The sequence below is a fragment of the Shewanella denitrificans OS217 genome (genome assembly GCF_000013765.1).
Classification (GTDB): Bacteria; Pseudomonadota; Gammaproteobacteria; order Enterobacterales; family Shewanellaceae; genus Shewanella; species Shewanella denitrificans.
Genome location: NC_007954.1, coordinates 1,149,284 through 1,172,589, shown reverse-complemented (window position 1 = coordinate 1,172,589; position 23,306 = coordinate 1,149,284). Strand labels below are relative to the sequence as shown.

Below are 23,306 nucleotides of genomic sequence, written 5' to 3'. Positions count from 1 at the left end.
ATTAAATTGTCTTAATGAATTTGAAACCATTTAATTAAGGGTTAAACAGGTAAAATTTGGAGCCGCCGCGAGGGCGGCTCCAACTACTATTAGAACTTGTAAGTTGCTGTTAAGTAGTGACCCCAACCGGTGGTGTTTAAACCAGTCCAATCTGGCTCAGCCCAAGGTGCACCAGCAAACGCACGGTCATTTAGACCATAAACATTGTTGTAGTACTTAGCACCATAACCTAGCGCGAAACGATCTGAGTGCCAGTATAGGCCTAAGAAAAATGCGCCACCGTTATCAGTAAGGTTATACTTACCATCGATGTTGGTGCCTGAAGCTTTCTCATCCATAGCGAACTGCCAATCGATATAACCTTGGAACGATAAGAAGCTACCGTTGTCGAAGAATTTGAAAGGCTTGAACCAGTTAGCAGAGAACTGGTAACCGTTCCACTCTTTAGTATTGATGTCGTAAGTACCGTATAAGTTCATACCAGTCTTACCTAACCAAGGCACTTCAACGTCAGCACCCACACCCCAAAATGACATATTTACGTCACCTGAACCGTCTTTGTTTGCTGCACCGCCGCCCCAGTTGTATAGCGTAGAGAAGTAAACTTCTTTAACAGGGCCGAAAGACAAATCTTTACCTGTGATAGCATCGATAGAGAAACGTGGTGCAAACTTCATGAACATCTTGCTTGCGTTACCAGTTTTATCACCAGAATCAGCTTTAGCTAAGTTGAACACATCAACATAACCGTATAAGTCAACAACACCTGAACGGCCGCCAAATTCCATTTCTAGGTAGTCGTGCTTTGCATCTACGCCATCAGCAATTGGATGCTCATCAACTGAATACATAGCATTGAACTGCATCCACTTGTAATCGCCAGCGTGGATATCAGTACCACGGTCAGCAGCAAAAGCAGTGCCAGACATTGCAGCTACCGTTGTAGTAGCTAGCGCTAACATTTTAACATTTTTCATCATCAACCCCATCTTTAGGCTTTACTGTCATCGAGGACAGCGTTTTTATTGTGCGTTGGTATTTTAGCGCGATTTTAATAAAGTTCAATCTCGAATCGGATAAAATACAAACACAAAGTTCTAATATGTGAACAATATCGTGACTTTTCTCGCTACGCCTTGCTCAAATTTTAATATTGCCTCCCAAAACTGGCCATTTAACACATGGTCTCTGTGCGTTTATGGAGACAAATAAATCACTTTGTAATCGGAAAATGGTGGATTAACACTGTCTCTATCACAGCTTACATCAAAATAATTGGGCCCAATTAAGGGCCCAATGACACTTAGATGGCTAAGAATAAACCAGCAAGTGTTGCGCTCATTAAGTTAGCTAAAGAACCAGCGATAACCGCACGGATACCTAAGTTAGCTAAATCATGGCGACGGTTTGGCGCCATAGCACCTAAACCACCAAGTAGAATCGCAATAGAAGAAAGGTTAGCGAATCCACACAGTGCAAACGAAATGATAGCTTTAGTTCTATCAGTCATCATGACACCTGTCTCAGCAACTACTTTGAAACCTTCTGCAGACGCATCAAGTAAGTAAGGAGCAAAGTTAAGGTAGGCTACGAATTCGTTTACTACGATCTTTTGACCAATGAAAGAACCAGCGACTAAGGCTTCGCTCCAAGGCACACCGATTAGGAATGCTAAAGGCATGAAGATGTAACCTAGGATAAGCTCTAGGGTGATACCTTCTAGACCGAACCAACCAGTAACACCACCTATGATGCCGTTGATCATAGCGATTAAGCCTACGAATGCGATTAGCATAGCGCCAACGTTAAGCGCTAGGTTCATACCTGAAGAAGCACCAGCAGCAGCTGCGTCTAATACGTTAGCTGGCTTGTCTGGATCTTCTGGTAATTCATCCATATCGTTCTTAGCAGTTTCAGTTTCAGGGTGCATCAGTTTAGCCATTAATAGACCACCTGGTGCTGCCATGAATGATGCGGCAACTAAGTATTCGATAGGTACACCCATCTGCGCGTAACCTGCAAGAACAGAACCTGCAATAGACGCTAAACCACCCACCATGATGGCGAATAATTCAGATTGAGTCATAGTTGGGATAAACGGACGCACAACTAATGGCGCTTCAGTTTGACCAACGAAGATGTTAGCAGTTGCTGACATTGACTCAGTACGGCTTGTACCTAGTGCTTTTTGCAGGCCACCACCGATAATACGGATGATCCACTGCATGATGCCTAGGTAGTAAAGCACGGCAATTAAAGAAGAGAAGAAAATGATAATTGGCAATACGTTAATTGCGAAGATGAAACCAACTTTAAAGTTAGCTAAATCGCCGAATAAGAAACTAATACCATTCTGTGCATAACCAATAACGCTAGATACAGCATCTGAAGCACCCTTCAGAATATCTTTGCCCACTGGCACGTATAAAACAAAACCACCGAATGCCGCTTGAATAGCTAATGCGCCACCCACAGTGCGAACATTGATCGCTTTTTTGTTAGTTGATAGGAGGAAACCTATCGCAAGCAGGGTTACCACCCCTACTAAACTCATTACTATTTCCATAAATCATCACCCTTTTTGTTAACATTTTTATTAAATGTTGTTAACTCACCTTTTCCGCCGATGATTATAACTGAGCATGAAATGAAAATCGTTGTTTAGATCAAATTTTTAAAGCTAAATTTCAACCCCTTATGAAAAATAATTGCAAAAACACCAGTTAGTTCCAACAAAAACAACTAAAGCTCAAATAGTTGCGCCACATTTTCATCAAGCTGTTCTAATATAGAGACAGTTGATTTATTCTGTAAAAACGCGATTTCGGCCACAAAACTGGGGATATTTAAGGGAGAATTTCGCGAATTCACTGCATTGATGGGGGTCATATTCGGTGAATCTGTCTCTATGAGGAAAGAATCAGGCGCTAATTGAGCGACTGTTTCTCGTAATTTCTTCGCCTTGGGGTCCATGATGAGCCCGCCTACACCTAATTTATAACCTAGGGCGATATAAGCCTTAGCCAACTCAGGGCCGCCATAGAAACCATGAATAACCCCGCCCTTAGGATTGGGATAGCACTTAAGTAAGCCCAGTAACTCATTATGAGCCCGAACCGAATGCAAAATAACCGGTAATTGATGGCTTATCGCCAGCTGTAACTGCCGCTCAAGTAAGGCGACTTGAGTAGAGAAAGCCCTTTGCTTATGGCGTTTGTCTAAACCACACTCCCCTACAGCCACTAATTTATTGTCTTTACGATTAAGCTCGATTAATTGAGCCAACGCCGCAACTTCGGTTTCGATATTATCAGGACAAAACCAGGGATGGATCCCAAGGGCATAATAACAGTCATATTGCGCCGCGATTGTTAACTGTTTAGACCAATGACGGGATGAGACCCCAGGTAAAATGGCCGAGCTGATGCCTTGTCGCTTCATATCGGCAAACAACTGCGTTCTGTCGTGGTCAAAATCATCAAAATCAAGATGAGCATGGGAGTCAATCATTGGTTACTTTCTCCGCATAATAAATCTAGAGATATAAAAAAAGACGGCTAACCGTCTTTTTGTAGAGAAAAGGGACAAAACTAGAATATCTGGTTAGTTTTCCCGAGTCTTTGCAAACGCAACATCAGGGTACCTCTCCATAGATAAGTTTAAATTCACCATAGTCGGCGCGATATAGGTCAGGTTATTACCGCCGTCTAGGGCTAAGTTCACACTGCATTTACGGCGAAACTCTTCGAGTTTACGCTCATCCTTACAGTAAACCCAGCGCGCCGTGGACACGTTAATAGCTTCATAAATAGCTTCAACGTTGTATTCGCTTTTAAGGCGACCCACAACTACTTCAAACTGCAGCACACCGACGGCGCCGACGATCAAATCGTTATTGTCCAGCGGCCTAAACACCTGAACGGCTCCTTCTTCGGCTAATTGCACTAGACCTTTTAACAACTGCTTTTGCTTTAATGGATCTTTTAAGCGAATGCGGCGGAACATTTCAGGAGCGAAGTTAGGAATACCAGTGAACTTAAGTTTTTCACCTTGAGTAAAGGTATCACCAATCTGTATGGTGCCATGGTTATGCAGGCCTATGATGTCACCTGGGTAGGCTTCTTCAACTTGCTCTCGGTCTCCGGCGACAAAGGTTAATGCATCTGAAATACGCACATCTTTGCCGACACGAACATGGTGCATTTTCATGCCCTTTTCATATTTACCTGAAACCACGCGCATAAAGGCCACCCGGTCCCTGTGTTTAGGGTCCATATTCGCTTGGATTTTAAAGATAAATCCTGAAAAATCACTATCGAGGGAGGTCACTTCACGCACTTCAGTTTGACGAGGCTGAGGCTTAGGTGCCCACTGAGTCAAGCCATCGAGCATATGATCAACACCAAAGTTACCTAATGCCGTACCAAAATACACAGGTGTCAGCTCACCTTTTAAGAAGGCCGCTAGCTCAAACTCATGGGAGGCACCTATTACCAACTCAAGCTCTTCGCGCAGTTGCTCGGCTAACTCGCTACCAATAGCCTTATCTAGCTCAGGGTTGTCTAAGCCTTTGACTATGCGTACTTCTTGCATCATGTGCCCAAGACCTGACTGATACAAAATCGTTTCATCGCGATGAAGGTGATAAACCCCTTTAAAGGATTTACCACAGCCTATTGGCCAAGTAATTGGCGCACAGGCAATTTTAAGTTCATTTTCAACTTCATCCATGACTTCCATGGGATCGCGAATATCACGATCGCACTTGTTCATGAAGGTAATAATAGGCGTATCCCTAAGGCGGGTCACTTCCATCAGCTTACGGGTGCGATCTTCTACACCTTTTGCAGCATCAATCACCATCAAACAAGAGTCAACCGCAGTCAAGGTGCGATAAGTATCTTCGGAGAAGTCTTCGTGACCCGGAGTATCAAGTAAGTTGACTAGGCAATCTTTATAGGGGAATTGCATCACAGATGTGGTAATAGAAATACCACGATCTTTCTCCATTTCCATCCAATCTGATTTAGCGTGCTGCTTAGAGCCACGGCCTTTTACTGTTCCCGCAACTTGAATAGCTTGACCGAATAACAATACTTTTTCTGTAATTGTTGTCTTACCCGCATCGGGGTGCGAAATGATGGCGAAGGTACGACGTATATCTACCTCAGCGTGATTACCTAACATGATGACCTTGCACTTTTGCCGCTAAAAATGGCGCAAATTATAGCGTCATTAGCCATGATTAGCTAGATAACCTCAACCATAGAGCGTGAACCATTATTAAACAGCGGTTGATACTGGCAAGGAATTAACGTCAACTCCTGTTTAAAAGAGGATTTTTCAATAGCTAAAACAAAAAATGCATCTATATTAGATGCATTTTTGGGTTACAACTTATTAAGGTTACTCGCCTAAATGTTGCCTCATTTTAGCCAGCTCGATGCGCGCATATCTGTGTTCAACAAAATCATAGATATTGGTCGCTAAGGTCAAGCGGTAATAATTAGCCGCCTGTTGATACTCTTGATTCATCGCGGCGCGTTTTGCCAGATAGAAATAAGCTTCACAGAGACGTTCAGCGTATTCTCTGGGTTTAGTTAAGTCGACCTTAGCAGCTTGAAATACCTGCTCCTTGGTGAGCTTACCTAAATAATAATCCACCAATACGCTAGACCAGGCCGAATCATTGAGTTGCTGTCTGTTACCTTGCAACTGAACAGCAGCTTGCTCTTTCTCTACCGATTCTGCGATTAAATAGAGCCATAACGCGCGGTAACCGTCGCTGGGGTCTCTGTCATAAAATGCCTGCATGTCTTCGACTGCCAGCTGATTACGCTCGCCATAATACAAGGCGATACCCCGGTTTAAAAAAGCATAATCATAATCTGGCGCTAACTCTAATACTCCATCGAACGCCTCATAAGCACTCTCAAACTCGCCTTCTTGAGTGTAATAAATTCCTATAAAATTATACGCATCCGCTAAATCTGGTTGTAATTTTAATGCTTGATGAAAATCGATTCGACCGAGTAACCTCAAACCAACACTGTCGTAAATTACGCCGCGATCATAATGAAAGCGCGCTCTTTGCTCTCGAGTGAGTTCCATGGTACCAAGAATTTCATTGAGCTTAGCCAAGGTCACTTCGAGTTTATAATCTGGCACTAATGGCGCGACCATGACTTTGCCGTCAACGGCATCATCGATTGAGTTTGAGGGTGTTGTGGATACGCAAGCTGACAAGAACACTGACGTCACGATGAAAAGTGCACTTAATTTGACACGAAAAAAAGCTTCCATCAGCCCTACCTTATGAGGATTTATTAATATTCAATATCATAGCAATCTAAGCAAATAAGAACCATGGCATAAGCGATTATATTTTCATTCTTTTAGGCATAAAAAAAGGAGATCAAATGATCTCCTTTTTAAGCAAGTCAGCAGGCTTATTCAGCAGCCACTTTCTCTTGTGCTTCTTTGATAGACAATCTTACGCGGCCTTGACGATCCACTTCCATGACCTTAACTTTAACGTCTTGGTTCATTTCAAGATGATCTGACACGTTAGCAACGCGCTCATCACTGATCTGTGAAATGTGAACTAAACCATCTTTACCAGGAAGAATGTTAATGAAGGCACCGAAATCTACGATACGGATAACTTTACCGTTGTAGACACGACCCACTTCAACTTCAGCGGTAATTTCTTCGATACGGCGGATAGCTTCTTTAGTCGCTTCACCGTTTGAAGAGGCAATCTTCACAGTACCGTCATCATCAAGCTCGATAGTCGTGCCAGTTTCTTCGGTAAGTGCACGAATTACCGCGCCGCCTTTACCAATAACATCACGGATTTTCTCTGGGTTGATCTTGATTGTGGTGATGCGTGGAGCATGTGCAGAGATATCGCCACGATGCGTGCCAATCGCTTGGTCCATCACGTTTAGGATATGAACACGTGCGCCATAAGCTTGTTGCAGTGCGATATCCATGATTTCTTTAGTGATGCCTTCGATTTTGATATCCATCTGCAGAGCAGTAATACCATCACGAGTACCAGCAACTTTAAAGTCCATGTCACCTAAATGATCTTCGTCGCCTAGAATGTCAGAAAGTACAACGAAATCGTCGCCTTCTTTAACTAGACCCATTGCAATACCAGCAACAGAAGTCTTGATTGGTACGCCGGCATCCATCAATGCTAATGAAGTACCACAAACAGAAGCCATAGAGCTTGAACCATTTGATTCAGTAATCTCTGATACTACGCGGATGCTGTATGGGAATTCTTCAGCTGTAGGCATAACGGCATTCATACCGCGCCACGCTAACTTACCATGACCGATTTCGCGGCGCTTAGGTGAACCTACCATGCCTGTTTCACCAACAGAGTATGGAGGGAAGTTATAGTGAAGCATGAAGCGGTTAGTACGCTCACCCATGATGCTGTCAATCTTCTGTGCATCACGCTCAGTACCTAACGTACAAGTCACTAATGCCTGAGTTTCACCACGGGTAAACAATGAACTACCGTGAGTACGTGGCAGTACGCCTGCTAATACGTTCAACGCACGGATCATGTCTGGTTCGCGGCCGTCGATACGTGGCTTACCCGCGATGATGCGGCTACGTACTACGTTTTTCTCTAGACTACCCAATAAGTTATCTACTTCACGAGTATCAACATCTGGATTTTCAGCAACTAATGCCGCTTTTGCAGCAGCTTTAACAACACCGACTTGAACATATCTGTCTTGCTTAACTTCAATTTGGTACGCATCTGTCATGCCAGCTTCTGCAAGCTCTTTGATTTTTGCGACTAACGCTTGATCTTGAACTGGTGCAGTCCAATCCCACGTTGGCTTGCCAGCTTCTGCTTTAAATTCAGCAATCGCATCGACAACCACTTGTTGTTGATCGTGACCGTAAGTTACCGCGCCTAGCATGATTTCTTCTGCAAGGGCTTTGGCTTCAGATTCAACCATAAGAACCGCAGCTTTAGTACCTGCTACCACTAAGTTAAGTGAGCTTGTTGCAAGCTGGTCAACTGTTGGGTTAAGTAGGTATTCGCCATTGATATAACCCACACGCGCCGCACCTAGTGGGCCGCTGAATGGAATACCAGAAATAGCTAAGGCCGCAGAAGTACCTATCATCGAAATAATATCTGGCTCGATTTGTGGGTCAACAGAAACCACAGTGATGATAACTTGAACTTCGTTTTTAAAACCGTTAGGGAATAAAGGACGAATAGGACGGTCAATAAGACGTGCAATCAGAGTTTCATCTTCTGATGGACGACCTTCACGTTTGAAGAAACCGCCAGGAATTTTACCCGCAGCGTAGGTTTTTTCTTGATAGTTAACAGTTAGCGGGAAGAAGTCACGGCTTAAATCCGCTACTTTTTTACCAACAACAGTAACTAGTACTGTGGTATCGCCCATGCTTGCTAAAACTGCAGCATCTGCTTGACGTGCAATAACACCTGTTTCTAAGGTGACTGTATGTTGACCATACTCAAAACTCTTTACAATTGGATTCACGTGACCCATTCCTTAATTTAATGACCTTTAATTACGCGCACAAGTATACTGCAATTAACCTACAGAGTTAAATAGCGCCGCGAGCTATGTGTGAAAAATATCTTAAAATCGCAATTATTAGTAATTTATTGCGAAAAATCCATATAAAAAACAACTGTTTTAGCGAAAGCACAGACGAAAAAGCTCAACTTCACCCGCAACCAGGTGCTATAAGCCTATAAACGTACACAAAGTTGCACCTGCCACAAGCAGTCTTGTGGTTACACTTATAAAAAATTAACAACAAGAGGCTGAGGCTAATGAAGCCAATTCACCCAAAGGCACATATAAAAAACCGCTAAACACTTAATAGTAGATGACAAACTTGCCCGAGTTCACTAAAGTAATTCTTAGTCAGCTTAATCGATAACTCACAGTTAACTCACGCTAGTGTAGCAATACATTTTGCCTTGAGTATCAATGTTATTCTTATGTAGAGCTGCAAATGTTTGAGTAGTAAAGGCATAAGATGTTATAAACTTGTTTAATTTGTATTTTGCCGCATTGTATAGATGGAATTGACCAGATGACAGCACGCTTTAAATCGCTAACGTGGAAACAGACTAATCTCGTTGTGTTCACTGCGCTGTTTTTCGCCATCGCCATCTTCTTTGTTGAAGTCGCGTTGGTAGGCATAGACACAAAGCATCAATTAGAGAAAGAGCAGACTGAGCTGCTAGATTCTGTGGAGCAGACTGCAGCAAACTCAGTGTGGGCACTGGATGATAAGCTTGCAGAGCAGACCTTAAAAGGGATCATGAAAGTCGACAATATCAGCTCGGCGAGCATCACTCTCGATGACAATTCACTGTTTGTCACCGTCGCCAACAACCAAGAATCAGTTCAAGATTACCATGTCGCATTAAGTGAATTTCTGTTTGGACACTTGGAACAAGCGTCGCGCCCCTTGTATCGTCCCTTTTATTTTGAAGCCAATAAAGAGCTGCAACTCATTGGCACGTTAACCATTATTTATGATACCCATTCTTTAACCAATAATCTTTTTGGTCAGCTTAAATTTAGCTTTATCGCCACCTTAGCTCGAGCTCTTTTACTCACCTTAGTGCTTTCCTTGGTTTTCCATCGATTTCTGACCCAGCCTATCGCTAAAATTAGCGAGGCCATAGATAAGATTGACCCAGATAATCCCGATGAAAACTTATTGCCAGCATCTATTGCCCATAAAGACGATGAACTGGGACTGGTTACCAGTAAATTTAATCAAATTTTACTGCAATTTAGCCAAGCTCAGAACAAACTTAGAAAAATGGCCACCAGAGATCCCCTAACCGGTTTGCCCAATCGCGCCCTTTTGCTAGAAACGCTCAGCGTCACCATACAAAGATCGCGAGTGCACAAGCGCAGTTTTGCTATTTTCTTCATCGATTTAGACAGGTTCAAAAACGTCAATGACTCCTTAGGCCATACCATAGGCGATCAATTCCTTGCACGTATCGCGCGTATTTTGGAGCGGGGCATAGGCGACAAAGGCAGCGTGGCACGTTTGGGTGGCGATGAGTTTGTGATCTTGGCCGATGAAATCCAGACTCCATCACAGGCCGCTGATTTCGTAGGTAAATTATTATCACAACTCAATACGCCTATCCAACTTAATGAGCATTCTATTCACCCTGCCGCCTCTATCGGTATCTCCATTTACCCCGATGATTGTGCCAGTGCAGAAGATCTTATTCGCCATGCCGATATTGCCATGTACAGCGCCAAAGCGGCGGGTTCCAATCAATGGGCCTTCTTTAAACAGCAGATGACAGAAAGAGCGGCAGTGCGTTTGCGAACTGAAGCTTCGTTACATGACGCCCTTAAAAATAATGAATTTGTACTGTATTTTCAGCCTAAGTTTGATTTGAAAACCAATAAGGTTGTCAGCTGTGAAGCCTTGATCCGTTGGCAACAGGATGGCCGTTTAATCAGCCCTATGTCATTTATTCCGGTGGCCGAAGAAACGGGGATCATAGTGCCCATCGGGCGCTGGGTTATAGAGCAGAGCTGTAAAGTATTGCGAGATTGGCAACGAAAATATAACTATGTCATCCCCATTGCGGTCAATGTGGCATCACAGCAATTTGCCGATGCGAGCCTAGTACCTGATATTAAGCAATTAGCACTCAGGTATCAGATCCGCCCAGAACAACTAGAAATAGAGATTACCGAAACGTCATTGATGAACGACATTGAGCAGGCCATCGCAAAACTGGAGCAACTCAAATCAGCGGGTTTTAGAATTGCCGTGGATGATTTTGGTACAGGCTACTCATCCTTATCTTATTTACGACACTTGCCTATCACAACCATGAAGATTGACCGTTGCTTCGTCACAGACCTGCCTCATGACAGTGCTATTGCCTCAACTATCTTGATGCTAGGCCAGCAGCTCAATCTGGAAATCGTTGCCGAAGGCATAGAAAATGAAGAGCAGCTCAGTTGGCTTAACGATCATAATTGCCCAATAGGGCAAGGATTTTTCTTTAGCCAGCCGCTGCCATTAGATGAATTTGAAACTAAGTATCTGGCGGGGCAAACCGCTGAAATCGTTACGCTTTAAAGCTAGACTTTCGGTTCATCTTTAAGCACATCGTGATTATTCGATGCCATATACTGCTCTAAATGTCCTTGAGCGGCAGTAATGGCCACCACGGCCTTAGATTTAAATTCACGATGATACAAGGTATAAACCACGAATAAACTGGCGGCTATGAGCAACCAAGAGTGGAAAAACCAACACAGTGCCGCAATGGAAAAATAGTAAGATCTCAAGCCATAATTGTAGGAGTGTGCCGCCTGATCTTGCACTGTGGCCATCTGCTTGGCATAAGCTTTTAACGACTCATTCTTGCCATCTTTATCTACCGGTGCTGCGCCTATCATCACATTCAAAAAGCCATACTGCCGCATAGACCAAGTAAACTGAAAAAATGCCATCACAAATATTCCTGCTAATAAGGCAAGCTTTGCTTGCATGAGTGCATGATCGGCTTTAGCCGAGTAAGGAATAGAGCCTATCACCTCCTCTACTTGGTCGACTTGAGCAAATAACGTCAATACGCCAGCGAGCACCAGCAAGGTGGTTGAGGCAAAAAACGCAATATTGCGCTCCAAATTTGCCAATAATGCCACTTCACTGACTCTGATGTCCTTCGTCATCAGCATCCTCATCCAATGGATCCTATGCTGGTGCAGACAGCGTGCAATACAGTTAGTGTTCTTTGCTTTCTTTCTGGCAAAAAACGTATAGCCCAACCAAGAGCCTATAAAGCAAAATAACGCCAAACCATCGAGAAATGTAATTGTCATTGCAAGCCTGCTCAATCAACAAAAAAATGATTATGCCTAAGTCTTTGTTGGATTTATATCCTTGTTTGGGGGATTTTAATACTTTAAGCCGACATATACTGCTACTGGGTCCAAGTCAGCATTGGATCATGGCTTGTGTAACAGCAGACTTTAGTGTTTAAGATAATTGATAAATAGTAAATTAACACGCCCCAATTAAATTTACATTAAATTAACAAACCCCCTCTTTTGTACTAATCCTTATTAATACCCCTAAAGGGAGGACTTTCTAAAAAACCCCGCCAATTGTAAATTTATTGTTACACAAATGTAGCCGCGGTGTTCTAACAATAAGGCGAGATTCTTTAAAATGTCATTTTATCTCCTACTTTTAATGGGTCTCGTAGTCAATGGAGGCTTAACCAAAATGGAGATTAACATGCAAAACAAACACAAAATCGCTTTAGCCGTACTCGCCAGTTTAAGCACTATGTCATTGCAAACCCAAGCAGCAGAGCTGCTCAGTATTGATAGTGCAAATGCTATCAAGGACACCTATATCGTGGTGTTTGACACGCCCAGTGTGTTGAATACACAAGATGCATCAGCCATGGCAGACTTTGCGACCCAGCAAGGTAACAGCCTAGCTAACGAATACAATATCAGTGTGATTAATAATTTTGGCAGTGCGCTAAACGGCGTGTTAATCAAAGCCAATGCAAAGCAAGTCAATGAATTACTCAATGACCCAAAAATTAAGTACATAGAACAAGATCAAATGATGTCTATTACGCCACAAGTATCCATTGCAGGCGATCAGGCGAGCCCAACTTGGGGTATAGACAGGATCGATCAGCGCGATTTGCCACTGAGCAATAGCTACCATTATGATTACGATGGCACAGGTGTCACAGCCTATGTGGTTGATACCGGCGTGCTCAATGGTCATAACGAGTTTGGTGGCAGAGCCAGCAGTGGTTATGACTTTATCGATAACGATAGCGATACTACGGATTGTAACGGTCACGGTACTCATGTCGCTGGCACCATCGGCGGCTCTACCTACGGTGTGGCAAAGAATGTCAATATCGTCGGTGTGAGAGTATTAAATTGTAGTGGTTCAGGTAGTAATTCCGGGGTAATTGCCGGCATTAACTGGGTGAAAAACAACGCCTCAGGCCCTTCAGTTGCCAACATGAGTTTAGGTGGCGGTGCATCCCAAGCCACTGATGATGCGGTTAACGCTGCTGTCGCTGCGGGAATAAGCTTTGTGGTAGCAGCCGGTAACGATAACAGCAATGCTTGTAACTATTCACCCGCACGCGCCGCTGATGCTGTCACCGTTGGTTCAACCACCAGCACAGATGCACGTTCAAGCTTCTCAAACTACGGTACCTGTCTTGATATTTATGCGCCAGGCTCTAGCATTAAATCAGCTTGGTACACCTCAAATAGCGCCACCAATACCATTAGCGGCACGTCTATGGCTGCGCCTCATGTGGCCGGTGTTGCCGCCCTTTACCTCAACGAAACCCCAAGCATGACACCAACTCAAGTCACAGGCATGCTATCAAGCCGCGCCAGCAGTGGTAAGGTTAGTGATGCTAAGACTGGCTCACCTAATGCGCTACTCTATTCGTTGGCTGGAGGCTGTGGCTCAGACTGCCCACCACCGCCAGGAGATACGGAATTATTCGATGAGCAAGCCGTTAGCACATCCGGCGCTCAAGGCTCTGAAACCCATTACTTTATTGAAGTTCCTGCCAATGCAACCAGCCTAGCGGTCAATTTAGCAGGTGGTAGCGGCGATGCGGATATTTATGTCAGTCAAGGCACTAAGCCAACACTCACAAGTTACCAGTGTCGTCCGTTCAAGAACGGCAACAATGAAAGCTGTAATTTCACTAACCCGGCAGCAGGAAAATGGTATGTCATGGTGCAAGGTTACTCAGCTTACGCCAATGCTAACCTCACCGCGGACTACACAGTTGGCGGAGGTTCAACCTGTAACACCAGCGATTGCCTAGTCAATGGTGTTCCAAGAACAGGATTAGCAGGTGCTTCTGGATCACAGACTTTCTATAAGGTGATAGTGCCTGCTAACCGGACATTAACGGTTGCCATGAGCGGTGGCTCTGGCGATGCAGATCTGTATGTTAAAGCAGGAACTCAGCCAACAACAGGCAGCTTTGATTGCCGCCCTTACTTAAACGGTAACAATGAGACTTGCTCATTCACGCCAACCGTTGAGACCACTTACCATGTGATGCTAAGGGGCTATAGCGCCTATTCTGGTACCAGTTTAGTGGCTAATTACTAACGCCTCGAATGAGTGTGTTTGTGTGTAAAAACACTAGCGCAGGTTAATTTTTAATAAATATTAGCCATAAAAAACGCCGCATATTGCGGCGTTTTATTTTTACTTTTACTGTTTAAATTTACTAGGTAAAAAGCTCAAAGCAGTTTGATGATTTGAGTTAATTCAGCAAAGAGCTTTGGTTCAGTGAGTGCTTGTTCTTTAGTATCGAATACAGCAGAGAAGCTCGGCACACTGAGACTGCCTTTAAGCTCGGCGCCAAAATAAGGGGCGGAATTGACCGCTTGAGCGAGAACACTGGCACCGCCACGGGCACCCGGTGATGTGGACAGAAACACACAAGGCTTATTCTGGAACACTTTGCCGTCTATGCGCGAACACCAATCGAACAGATTTTTATAGGCCGCGCTATAGCTACCATTGTGCTCGGCAAACGACACTAGAATGGCATCGGCGCTGGCTAATTTTTGCAAGAAATCTTTGGCCAATTGCGGCTGCCCAAGCAGTTGTTCTTTGTCTTGACTAAAAAGCGGCAGCTCAAAATCATTCAGATCCAATAACTCAACCTCGGCATCTAAGACTAAGCTTGCAGCAAAGCCGACCAGCTGTTTATTGATGGATTGACTGCTGCTACTGGCGGCAAATGCGACGATTTTCATTGATAAACTCCATTTTTCATTTTTTACAATAGTATTTGGATTAGCATGTTAAATAGTATTTGAACTTTTACTTAAATCGGTATTTAAATCATTAACTTGGCTAAGATAACATTTAAAATGGACAAGGGCAGTTAATTTGCATGTCCCCCCCCGTTAACGGGTGAGTGAACGCCAGTGATTGCGCATGGAGCATCATCCTAGAAACCGGCTCTCTTCCATCAACTATGCCGCCATAGAGATCGCAGCCCAAAATAGGATGACCTAGGTGCTGACTGTGCAGCCTAAGCTGATGCGTACGTCCAGTTATCGGCGTAAATTGCACTCGGCTTAGGTCAGTCTGCTCACAATAACTTAGCACTTTGTACTCAGTCATCGCACTTTTACCCTCAAGTTCACATATTTTAAGCCGTGGAAACAGCGCTGCATCTTTAGCAATGGGGGCATCGATCACCCCGCTGTCGGTGCTGAGCTTGCCCATTAATAGCGCTTGATAAGTTTTAGTCACGCTTCTATTTTGAAATTGCTGGGTCAATAAGCCATTAATGTGTTTATTCCGCGCCACCAAAATGATCCCAGAGGTACCAAAATCGAGGCGATGCAATAAACGTGCATCGGCAAAATCTTGCACTAACCGATAATGCACCGAATCTAAATTCAGTGGATTTTTACCCGACAAACTTAATAAGCCGCTAGGTTTATCGATGGCTAATATCGCCTCATCTTCATATAGAATTTGAATCTGTGCTAAACAGGGCGGCGCGATAAAAGTATCAATTGCTGTGGATGTCATTGTCGGTGTCATTATTATATTAAATACGGTGTATTAGATGCTGTGTAAGATGCAGCTGCCATAAAATACAGCGCTAAAAAGGTTTTCGCCAGTTTACCTTGTATCCCGTATCAAGCAAGTAAACCTCAACAAGGGGCTGTAGAGATTGTCACTAGTGTCTAAGATTACTCGCTGCAGAGTGAGGAAATGCGTTAGATAATGGGTGCTAAACGGCTAAGCCCAACGCATTCATCAATGAAAGCATGAGCTATCGTAGCTATCAATTCGCTTCGAAGGCCATTTGGACGAATATATTGTTCTGTGACATTAACCTGACACAGAATAATGCCCTCCTCATTTACAGGCTTGCCAAGGCCCATTAAATTGCCTTCATGTTGTTAGACTGTTGATGAATATATTTGGCGAACTTCAATGACCCACTGAGAGCAAGCAAAACGATAGCAAGGAAATAGATACTTTCGTACTCAGCAGAGCTGTAGTAGTTAAGCCAAAAACGATAAAAGATATAGAAACTTCCTGATACATGCACCGCCTTCCATAAGACAGGCCTTACTCTACCCATCACATAATCAGATGACGTTATGGTAAGTAGCAGCACCGTTGCTAACAGGTTTCCACCGCTCAAAACGCTGTTGAAATCGAATGCTCCTTCCAATGCTTTAGGGTATAGCCCTACTTTAAGAGCTATGGCCAAAAAATGCATACCCCATACCAGACCAAAAGTAATGCCTATGTACCTGCGGTTTTGAATTAACCACTTACAAGCATCTGATTTGTAGAAGTAATAAATAGAGGAAGCTGAGAACGCGGTAACAAATAAAACAAATGCTGCCCGGGCCGTGAATATCAGCACTAAATTTACAGATTGCTCACTAAACCCATCAATTAAAAGAATAGCTAAGCAAATCAGCGTTACAAGCGTAACGAGAAACACACTGGTTTTTGGACCTTGGATCTTGGTAATCATAATCACTTCTTATAAATACTTGTTTTAACTAGCACAGAGCCTCCAGTGGAAACTCTGTTCACAGATTACACCAGTGACCAACCAGGTTGTTCCAACATAAAATCATTACCCACCTGTACAGGCATGCCTTGGTCTATTTGTTTCACAAGTAGTCATAGACATGTACTCGTCATATAAAACCAACAATTCGGGAAGAGCATCCCTGCTGCCTAACTTAATAGATCAGCTCGAGCCCTTCAGCCTCCCATTAACATAGGTGTCGCCATTTAGATCTACAATGAGCATATTTTGGTATATGCATCTTGATTAAGTTCTGACACATTTTTGCCAAAAGTTAGATAATGAATGTTCAAACAATAACATCCATATTAAAAAGCCAGTTCGGCATCCGTGCCTCTCGCTCATAAGCGCAATCACCGAAGGTGATTATTCACCGTTTGGATCAAAGTCGCAGGGTTCCACTCTGCACTGGCCAAGAGGGAAGATTCAACAGCAAATCCTCCCTCTTGGATCTCCCTCCGTGCCGCCCGCGAAGTTGTTATTCCTCATATGACGAAGAAAATACCTAACGGCTCGACAGCACATCCATGTGCCCAACGAGCCTTAACCATCATCCCTGATGGTTGCACGGTATTTTAATCGTCCTATTTCGGCAACTTCGAGGGTATTGGTGCAGACTTTGAGTTCACAATTTGTGACTTTCATTAAGTGTGGTTTTCGATTTTGAGATCTAACAGGTTGAATCATGGTGATTTACAAGACGACCGTCCATCCCATGGATGGGATGTTCGACCTTTAGTTTAAATCAAGAGCCAAGGACGGACTTGCAGCGTGTTGTAAAGCAGATACCACTATGTGCCTGTACGACTGAGTTTCAGTCATAAAGATGAAGTATTCGAATTAAACATTCACTGCAATGTAGCTCATCGGCGAGTTTAACAACCAGCGCTAAAACTCGTTAGCGCTGGTAAGGCTGCAGGAATATCAATCAAGCGAGCTCTATTGGCCAAACTGATTTAATCACTGAAATTTAGCCATAAATAAACTTGGCCACGAACAAGGCGGCGACGAATAAAATCCCCCAATTAAGGTCACTGAATTTCCCAGTCATGGATTTAATCGCAACATAAGAGATAAAACCAAACCCTATGGCGTTAGCGATTGAGAATGTCAGTGGCATTAATAAACACACCACCACCACAGGGGCCGCTTCGGTTAAATCATCCCAATCAACATGCACAAGCCCTGACATCATCAAAATGGCCACGTAAAACAACACCCCAGCAGTGGCGTAAACGGGCACCATACCGGCTAATGGTGAAATAAATAAAGCCGCTAAGAATAACAGACCCACTACCACGGCGGTTAATCCAGTACGGCCACCGGCGCTAACGCCAGCGGTGCTTTCGATATAACTTGTGGTGGTTGAGGTGCCTAATGCCGCCCCCGCTATGGTGGCTAAACTGTCGGCGGTTAAGGCGCGCTTGACCCGAGGCAGGCGCCCTTTTTCATCGAGCAGTCCCCCGCGCTGAGCGACCGCCACTAAGGTCCCTGAAGTATCGAATAAATCCACAAATAAGAAAGCAAAAATAACTGATAACATGCTCAGTTCAAGCACGCTGGATAAGTCCATTTTCATCAGGGTTGGCATGATTGAAGGCGGCATAGCCACAAGCCCTTGATAGCTCACATCACCAAAGAGTAACCCAAAGATGGTAATTGCCATCACGCTGAAAATCACTGCAGCCTTAAGGCCGCGATGCACCATGGCAATGATCAAGAAAAAGCCTAAGCAAGACATTAATGCCGGAAACGAAGTGATGTCTCCCATGGTCACTAAGGTCGCAGGGCTTGCAACAACGATGCCGGCGCTTTTAAGGCCAATTAATGCGAGGAAAAGTCCGATCCCCGCCGCGATGCCAAAGCGCAGCGACATAGGAATGCTGTTCACTATCCACTCACGAATTTTGGCTAAGGATAACACCAAGAAACACACCCCAGACATGAACACAGCGCCTAACGCTGTCTCCCAGCTGTAGCCCATCTCCCCAACTACGGTATAAGTGAAGAAAGCGTTGAGGCCCATGCCTGGCGCAAGCGCTATGGGGTAATTAGCCAGAAAACCCATCACAAAGCAGCCGATGGCGGCGGCTAAACAGGTCGCGACGAAAACTGCACCATGATCCATGCCGGCATCGGCCAGCATCATGGGGTTCACAAAAATAATATAAGCCATGGTTAGAAATGTGGTTAAACCGGCTATGGCTTCTTGTTTCAGGCTAGTCTGATGTTGTTTGAGTTTAAATAGTTTTTCAAGCATGAAACCCGTTTCCTTAAGGCAAGATGAAGATCATAGCCACGAGATAAGTCTCAGGTTATTGGCTGATCAATGTTTTTAACAGCTGGGATTATAAAGATTTATCGTTGTGATGTACGAAAGGGGGACCTGTGAGAGGCCGAAATCAGTATTCATGAAAAAAAACAAAAAAAAGCCCGCTCATAAGAGCGGGCGAGACAGATCATTTAGCATTCCCAATATGGGGAAGAGAACACTATTACTACCAAGGTAGCTGTATTAAAACAGAATCCTGTATTAATACATTTTGTCTAAAACACACCTTGAAACAAGGTGATAGAAAAGGTTGATGGATGTAAATCTAATTTAAGGGGGGTTAGACCTTAAATTTCATGGCGAATAAACCGCCACGCAAAGCATCAGTATTTAACCAGCTGCTCTTCAAATAAATATTGGTGTTACCTGTGTACATAGTTAAATCTCCAAATTAAAAGTTGTGTAAACCTAGTCAAAGCTTGGCTCAGTTCCGTGGAACGTACTTTTCTCAAATCCATTGAGACAACTTGTCACTCGATTCCTTGGAGGCTATATCCATCCTGGATAAACTAGTGTTGAAAGGCCGGTTGCCTGCCAACGAAATGAATTATACAAAACCGTAAGTTTATTACAACCATTTTTTTGATCTTTCTCAAAATAACCCTAAATATCGTTATTAACTTACGAGTAAAAACTCTAATTATTACGCCAAACCCTGAATCATCAAGGGTAACAATTACAACAAAAATACAACATCACGTTCCTGCTTTAGCAATTAATCGCAGGATCTCAGCGCCAATTCATGAGCAATAAACAACAAGAATATGATAAACTGCGGCCAAATTTTCCCCATACAATAAGGGAGTAACATGAGCGAATTAACCCAACTTTTCCCCCAGCCATTATGGCAATGGTTTGCCCAGATCTGCGCGATTCCTCACCCATCCAAGCATGAACAAGCATTGAGTCTCCATATTCAGCAATGGGCCAAAGACAAAGGCTTGAGTGTTATAGAAGATAAAGTCGGCAATCTCATCATTAAAAAGCCCGCTTTTGCCGGAATGGAAGACAGAAAAAAGGTCGTACTGCAGGCCCATTTAGACATGGTGCCGCAAAAGAATGCCGATAAAGTACATAATTTTGAAACAGATCCTATCGAGGCTTATATCGATGGTGATTGGGTCAAAGCCAAAGGCACCACCTTAGGCTCAGACAATGGCATCGGCATGGCATCTGCCTTAGCCATTCTAGGTTCAGACAGCATCAAACATGGTCCGCTTGAAGTGCTACTGACCATAGATGAAGAAGCGGGCATGACAGGCGCTTTTGGTTTAGAAGCTGGCATGCTCGAAGCTGAGATTTTAATTAATACCGACTCAGAACAAGAAGGCGAGATTTACATGGGCTGCGCCGGTGGTGTGGACGGTCAAATAAGTCTGCCCATGTCTTGGCAGTCTCCTGAGCAAAGCAATTCAAGCTTCAACTTGACTCTATCCGGCCTTAAAGGTGGCCATTCTGGGGTCAACATACATTTAGGTCGCGGCAATGCCAATAAACTACTGGCACGTTTCCTGTTTGATTATGCCGATGACTTAGCCTTAGAGCTAGTCAGCTTTAGCGGTGGTTCACTGCGTAATGCGATTCCGCGGGAAGCCAGCATCAGCTTTATGCTTCCCCCTGAAAACTTGACCGCGTTAAATCAAGCAATTGCAGACTTCCAAGCGCTAGTACGTGAAGAGCTAGCCATTGCCGATCCAGGCATGCTACTGACCCTAGTTGAAGTTCCAGCACACACTAAAGTCATGGGCGAAGACTCACAAAACACCTTGATCGATTTGCTTCATGTCTGCCCTAATGGGGTGATTCGCATGAGTGATGAAGTTGAAGGGGTTACTGAAACCTCCTTGAACGTGGGCGTTATCAGTACCCATGATGACAGCGTAGAAATACTGTGTCTAATACGCTCACTCATAGACTCGGGTCGCAGCGAAGTGACCGGCATGATAACGGCCCTGACTCACCTTGCTGGTGCCGATGTTGAGTTTAGCGGCGCTTACCCAGGGTGGAAGCCAGACACTAGTTCACCCGTGATGGCCATAGTGCGTGAAACCTACAATGATATTTACCACAAAGACCCGACCGTTATGGTTATCCATGCTGGCCTTGAGTGTGGTCTCTTTAAAGAGCCCTATCCAGCTATGGACATGGTGTCCATAGGACCTACCATACGCTACCCTCACAGCCCAGATGAAATGGTGAATATCACCACTGTAGGCCAATATTGGCAGCTGCTGTTAGCCGTACTTGAGCGTATCCCAGTACGGGGTTAGTCTTGCCTGCTAGTTTTACGAACTAGTTGAAAATGCTGCCTTATGGCAGCATTTTTATTGGAAATAATGATAACTAACCAAAATGATTTATTAAAAATTTGCCAATAAAAAAGGAGGCCTAAGCCTCCTCTTTTACGGTTTAGCACGGGACGTTACCGCCCCATGACAAACATCGAATTAACGACGTAAACCTAACTTCTGGATCAACGCAGTGTAACGTGCATTGTCAGTACGCTTAAGGTAAGCAGTAAGCTTACGACGCGCACTAACCATACGTAACAAACCACGACGTGAGTGGTGATCGTGGATGTGCGTTTTGAAGTGACCTTGAAGGTGGTTGATCTGAGCTGTTAACAAAGCTACCTGAACTTCAGTTGAACCTGAATCGTTTTCACAACGGCCGAAATCAGCTAGGATTTTTGCTTTTGCTTCAGTACTTAGTGACATGTGTATCTCCAAAATATATAGAATGTATCTCCAGCCGATCACTAACTCAGCCAGAGGGCGCGTTATTCTACCCAGAAAGTGACTCAGGTGCAATTAAAAAAGCCCACATAATGTGGGCTTAATAGAAGCAACTAGCTAGTGTTTTCAGACTCGCTTAGATCTTACTCTGGTGATTCTTCCGCTGGAATAACAATCAAGCGCTTAGGCGCAAGCAAACCATCGTCATTCATTATCCCAATGCCCACAAACTTACGCTGTTCACCAATAGTGATACGCACTAATACGTCAATTTTAAGGCCAGACGCCTGCACAGCTTGACCTTGCATCACGTAATAAAGCATGGATTCTGGCAGGTTAATCTCAGGGAAATTAGCCACCGCGGTATCCATAGGCAATAGCAAGGGGTCGAGTAACTCGCCTACGGCCAATTCCTGCTGCTGCGCTTGAGTTACCAAGGCTTCAAGATCTGCAAGGCTCACCATTTTATCATAAGGATAGTCAGCCACTTGGGTGCGACGCAGCATGATAACGTGAGCACCACAACCTAGCATCTCACCTAAATCATCGGTGATGGTGCGAATATAAGTGCCCTTAGAGCAATGAATATCTAAGGTTAACTCATCCCCTTCAAGCTTAATAAAATTAAGCTCAAATACAGTAATGGGACGCGCTTCCCTTGGGACTTCTATGCCTTCACGGGCATACTTGTACAAAGGCTGACCCTGATGTTTAAGGGCTGAGAACATCGAAGGCACTTGCATGGTATCACCACGGAAATGCTCAAGCGCCGTTTCAAGCTGTGCCTGAGTAAAATTAATGTCCCGGGTTTGCACCACTTCACCGTCGGAATCGCTGGTGTCAGTACGCACCCCAAGTTTCGCCGTCACTAGGTAACGCTTGTCGGCATCTAAAAGATGCTGAGAGAACTTGGTGGCTTCGCCTAAACAGATAGGCAGCATACCTGTCGCTAATGGATCGAGCGCCCCTGTATGGCCGGCTTTATTGGCGTTAAAAAAACGTTTTACTCGTTGCAGTGCATAGTTTGAACTCATGCCCGTGTCTTTATCGAGTAAGACTATACCGTCGATTTGGCGACCTTTGGAGCGACGTGCCATTAATCTGTATCCTTCTCTTGCTCATCAACGCTTGGAGTGTCGTCTTCGCGGCCTGCTTGCTTTTGCTTAGCTTTGTCATTGGTAATAACCTGACTCACTAAGTTAGACATGCGCATACCTTCGACTAACGAACTGTCATAGATAAAACGCAGCTCAGGCATAACGCGCAGTTTCATGCGGCCAGCAACCAAGGTACGCACATAAGGCGCGGCTGCGGTCAAGGCGGCAATCTTCTGCTCAACCAAGGTTAAGTCTTCTTCGTAGAAGGTTACAAAGACTTTGGCATAGCTGAGATCACGGGAAACATCGACATCATTGACTGTGACAAATCCAATACGAGGATCTTTCATATCACGTTGTAAAATAACCGCTAACTCCTGCTGGAGTTGCTGGGCTATGCGTCTAGTACGACTAAATTCTTTTGCCATAATATTGTGCCATATTGTTTAATCAACAAGGGCGGCTAATGCCGC

General features: G+C 44.2%; 17 protein-coding genes. 3 read left to right on the top strand and 14 right to left on the bottom strand.

The features are described 5' to 3' along the window. Positions 1–89: 89 nt before the first annotated feature. The 6 genes from SDEN_RS05330 to pnp all read right to left on the bottom strand — a co-directional run bounded on the left by SDEN_RS05330 (position 90) and on the right by pnp (position 8,546). Positions 90–977 (bottom strand): outer membrane protein OmpK, encoded by an 888-nt coding sequence (locus SDEN_RS05330; RefSeq protein WP_011495476.1) that lies wholly within the window; start codon positions 975–977, stop codon positions 90–92. A 326-nt stretch (positions 978–1,303) separates the two neighbouring features. Next, on the bottom strand, positions 1,304–2,566 hold the full coding sequence (locus tag SDEN_RS05325; protein WP_011495475.1) for a NupC/NupG family nucleoside CNT transporter: 1,263 nt from the start codon (positions 2,564–2,566) through the stop codon (positions 1,304–1,306). A 176-nt stretch (positions 2,567–2,742) separates the two neighbouring features. Then, positions 2,743–3,510 (bottom strand): TatD family hydrolase, encoded by a 768-nt coding sequence (locus SDEN_RS05320; RefSeq protein WP_011495474.1) that lies wholly within the window; start codon positions 3,508–3,510, stop codon positions 2,743–2,745. A gap of 93 nt (positions 3,511–3,603) precedes the next feature. Beyond that, positions 3,604–5,187, bottom strand: coding sequence for a peptide chain release factor 3 (gene prfC / locus SDEN_RS05315; RefSeq protein ID WP_011495473.1), 1,584 nt, complete (start codon positions 5,185–5,187; stop codon positions 3,604–3,606). A 219-nt stretch (positions 5,188–5,406) separates the two neighbouring features. After that, positions 5,407–6,303, bottom strand: a complete 897-nt coding sequence (gene nlpI / locus SDEN_RS05310; protein ID WP_011495472.1) for a lipoprotein NlpI — start codon at positions 6,301–6,303, stop codon at positions 5,407–5,409. A gap of 146 nt (positions 6,304–6,449) precedes the next feature. Then, entirely contained in the window at positions 6,450–8,546 is a 2,097-nt protein-coding gene (pnp, locus tag SDEN_RS05305) for a polyribonucleotide nucleotidyltransferase (RefSeq protein ID WP_041405684.1), read from the bottom strand. A gap of 565 nt (positions 8,547–9,111) precedes the next feature. Between pnp and SDEN_RS05300 the strand changes: the two genes are divergently transcribed. After that, positions 9,112–11,148, top strand: coding sequence for a putative bifunctional diguanylate cyclase/phosphodiesterase (locus SDEN_RS05300; RefSeq protein ID WP_011495470.1), 2,037 nt, complete (start codon positions 9,112–9,114; stop codon positions 11,146–11,148). A gap of 2 nt (positions 11,149–11,150) precedes the next feature. Here SDEN_RS05300 and SDEN_RS05295 read toward each other — a convergent pair whose 3' ends face one another. Then, positions 11,151–11,897: a DUF599 domain-containing protein gene (locus SDEN_RS05295; RefSeq protein ID WP_011495469.1), complete on the bottom strand. Its 747-nt coding sequence runs from the start codon at positions 11,895–11,897 to the stop codon at positions 11,151–11,153. 469 nt (positions 11,898–12,366) lie between these two features. On the opposite strand from SDEN_RS05295, the gene SDEN_RS05290 reads away from it, so the two are divergent. Continuing rightward, positions 12,367–14,196: a S8 family peptidase gene (locus tag SDEN_RS05290; protein WP_408640237.1), complete on the top strand. Its 1,830-nt coding sequence runs from the start codon at positions 12,367–12,369 to the stop codon at positions 14,194–14,196. A gap of 134 nt (positions 14,197–14,330) precedes the next feature. Here the strand turns inward: SDEN_RS05290 and SDEN_RS05285 are convergent, their stop codons facing one another. From SDEN_RS05285 to SDEN_RS05270, 4 genes are all read right to left on the bottom strand, one after another. Next, positions 14,331–14,852: an NADPH-dependent FMN reductase gene (locus SDEN_RS05285; RefSeq protein ID WP_011495467.1), complete on the bottom strand. Its 522-nt coding sequence runs from the start codon at positions 14,850–14,852 to the stop codon at positions 14,331–14,333. Between the two features lie 112 nt (positions 14,853–14,964). Next, on the bottom strand, positions 14,965–15,657 hold the full coding sequence (locus SDEN_RS05280) for an RluA family pseudouridine synthase (RefSeq protein WP_408640236.1): 693 nt from the start codon (positions 15,655–15,657) through the stop codon (positions 14,965–14,967). Positions 15,658–16,000: 343 nt separating this feature from the next. Next, entirely contained in the window at positions 16,001–16,609 is a 609-nt protein-coding gene (locus tag SDEN_RS05275) for a hypothetical protein (protein ID WP_041405683.1), read from the bottom strand. Between the two features lie 1,030 nt (positions 16,610–17,639). Next, positions 17,640–18,929, bottom strand: a complete 1,290-nt coding sequence (locus SDEN_RS05270; RefSeq protein ID WP_011495464.1) for an NCS2 family permease — start codon at positions 18,927–18,929, stop codon at positions 17,640–17,642. Positions 18,930–19,810: 881 nt separating this feature from the next. Here SDEN_RS05270 and SDEN_RS05265 point away from each other — a divergent pair. Beyond that, positions 19,811–21,271 (top strand): aminoacyl-histidine dipeptidase, encoded by a 1,461-nt coding sequence (locus SDEN_RS05265; RefSeq protein WP_011495463.1) that lies wholly within the window; start codon positions 19,811–19,813, stop codon positions 21,269–21,271. A 177-nt stretch (positions 21,272–21,448) separates the two neighbouring features. Here the strand turns inward: SDEN_RS05265 and rpsO are convergent, their stop codons facing one another. The 3 genes from rpsO to rbfA all read right to left on the bottom strand — a co-directional run bounded on the left by rpsO (position 21,449) and on the right by rbfA (position 23,261). Beyond that, positions 21,449–21,718, bottom strand: a complete 270-nt coding sequence (gene rpsO / locus SDEN_RS05260) for a 30S ribosomal protein S15 (protein ID WP_011495462.1) — start codon at positions 21,716–21,718, stop codon at positions 21,449–21,451. A gap of 161 nt (positions 21,719–21,879) precedes the next feature. Then, entirely contained in the window at positions 21,880–22,833 is a 954-nt protein-coding gene (truB, locus tag SDEN_RS05255; RefSeq protein ID WP_011495461.1) for a tRNA pseudouridine(55) synthase TruB, read from the bottom strand. Further along, entirely contained in the window at positions 22,833–23,261 is a 429-nt protein-coding gene (gene rbfA / locus SDEN_RS05250) for a 30S ribosome-binding factor RbfA (protein WP_011495460.1), read from the bottom strand. Before rbfA ends, truB begins: the two co-directional genes overlap by 1 nt. Between the last annotated feature and the right edge of the window lie 45 nt (positions 23,262–23,306).

What these genes read in the sequence shown, in the direction of transcription:
- prfC (WP_011495473.1), bottom strand. Translation starts at nt 5,187, where the DNA reads ATGTTAGGTAATCACGCTGAGGTAGATATACGTCGTACCTTCGCCATC.
- SDEN_RS05300 (WP_011495470.1), top strand. Translation starts at nt 9,112, where the DNA reads ATGACAGCACGCTTTAAATCGCTAACGTGGAAACAGACTAATCTCGTT.
- SDEN_RS05290 (WP_408640237.1), top strand. Translation starts at nt 12,367, where the DNA reads ATGTCATTGCAAACCCAAGCAGCAGAGCTGCTCAGTATTGATAGTGCA.
- truB (WP_011495461.1), bottom strand. Translation starts at nt 22,833, where the DNA reads ATGGCACGTCGCTCCAAAGGTCGCCAAATCGACGGTATAGTCTTACTC.
- rbfA (WP_011495460.1), bottom strand. Translation starts at nt 23,261, where the DNA reads ATGGCAAAAGAATTTAGTCGTACTAGACGCATAGCCCAGCAACTCCAG.
- nlpI (WP_011495472.1), bottom strand. Translation starts at nt 6,303, where the DNA reads ATGGAAGCTTTTTTTCGTGTCAAATTAAGTGCACTTTTCATCGTGACG.
- rpsO (WP_011495462.1), bottom strand. Translation starts at nt 21,718, where the DNA reads ATGTCACTAAGTACTGAAGCAAAAGCAAAAATCCTAGCTGATTTCGGC.
- SDEN_RS05325 (WP_011495475.1), bottom strand. Translation starts at nt 2,566, where the DNA reads ATGGAAATAGTAATGAGTTTAGTAGGGGTGGTAACCCTGCTTGCGATA.
- SDEN_RS05265 (WP_011495463.1), top strand. Translation starts at nt 19,811, where the DNA reads ATGAGCGAATTAACCCAACTTTTCCCCCAGCCATTATGGCAATGGTTT.
- SDEN_RS05330 (WP_011495476.1), bottom strand. Translation starts at nt 977, where the DNA reads ATGAAAAATGTTAAAATGTTAGCGCTAGCTACTACAACGGTAGCTGCA.
- SDEN_RS05275 (WP_041405683.1), bottom strand. Translation starts at nt 16,609, where the DNA reads ATGATTACCAAGATCCAAGGTCCAAAAACCAGTGTGTTTCTCGTTACG.
- SDEN_RS05270 (WP_011495464.1), bottom strand. Translation starts at nt 18,929, where the DNA reads ATGCTTGAAAAACTATTTAAACTCAAACAACATCAGACTAGCCTGAAA.
- SDEN_RS05295 (WP_011495469.1), bottom strand. Translation starts at nt 11,897, where the DNA reads ATGACAATTACATTTCTCGATGGTTTGGCGTTATTTTGCTTTATAGGC.
- SDEN_RS05285 (WP_011495467.1), bottom strand. Translation starts at nt 14,852, where the DNA reads ATGAAAATCGTCGCATTTGCCGCCAGTAGCAGCAGTCAATCCATCAAT.
- SDEN_RS05320 (WP_011495474.1), bottom strand. Translation starts at nt 3,510, where the DNA reads ATGATTGACTCCCATGCTCATCTTGATTTTGATGATTTTGACCACGAC.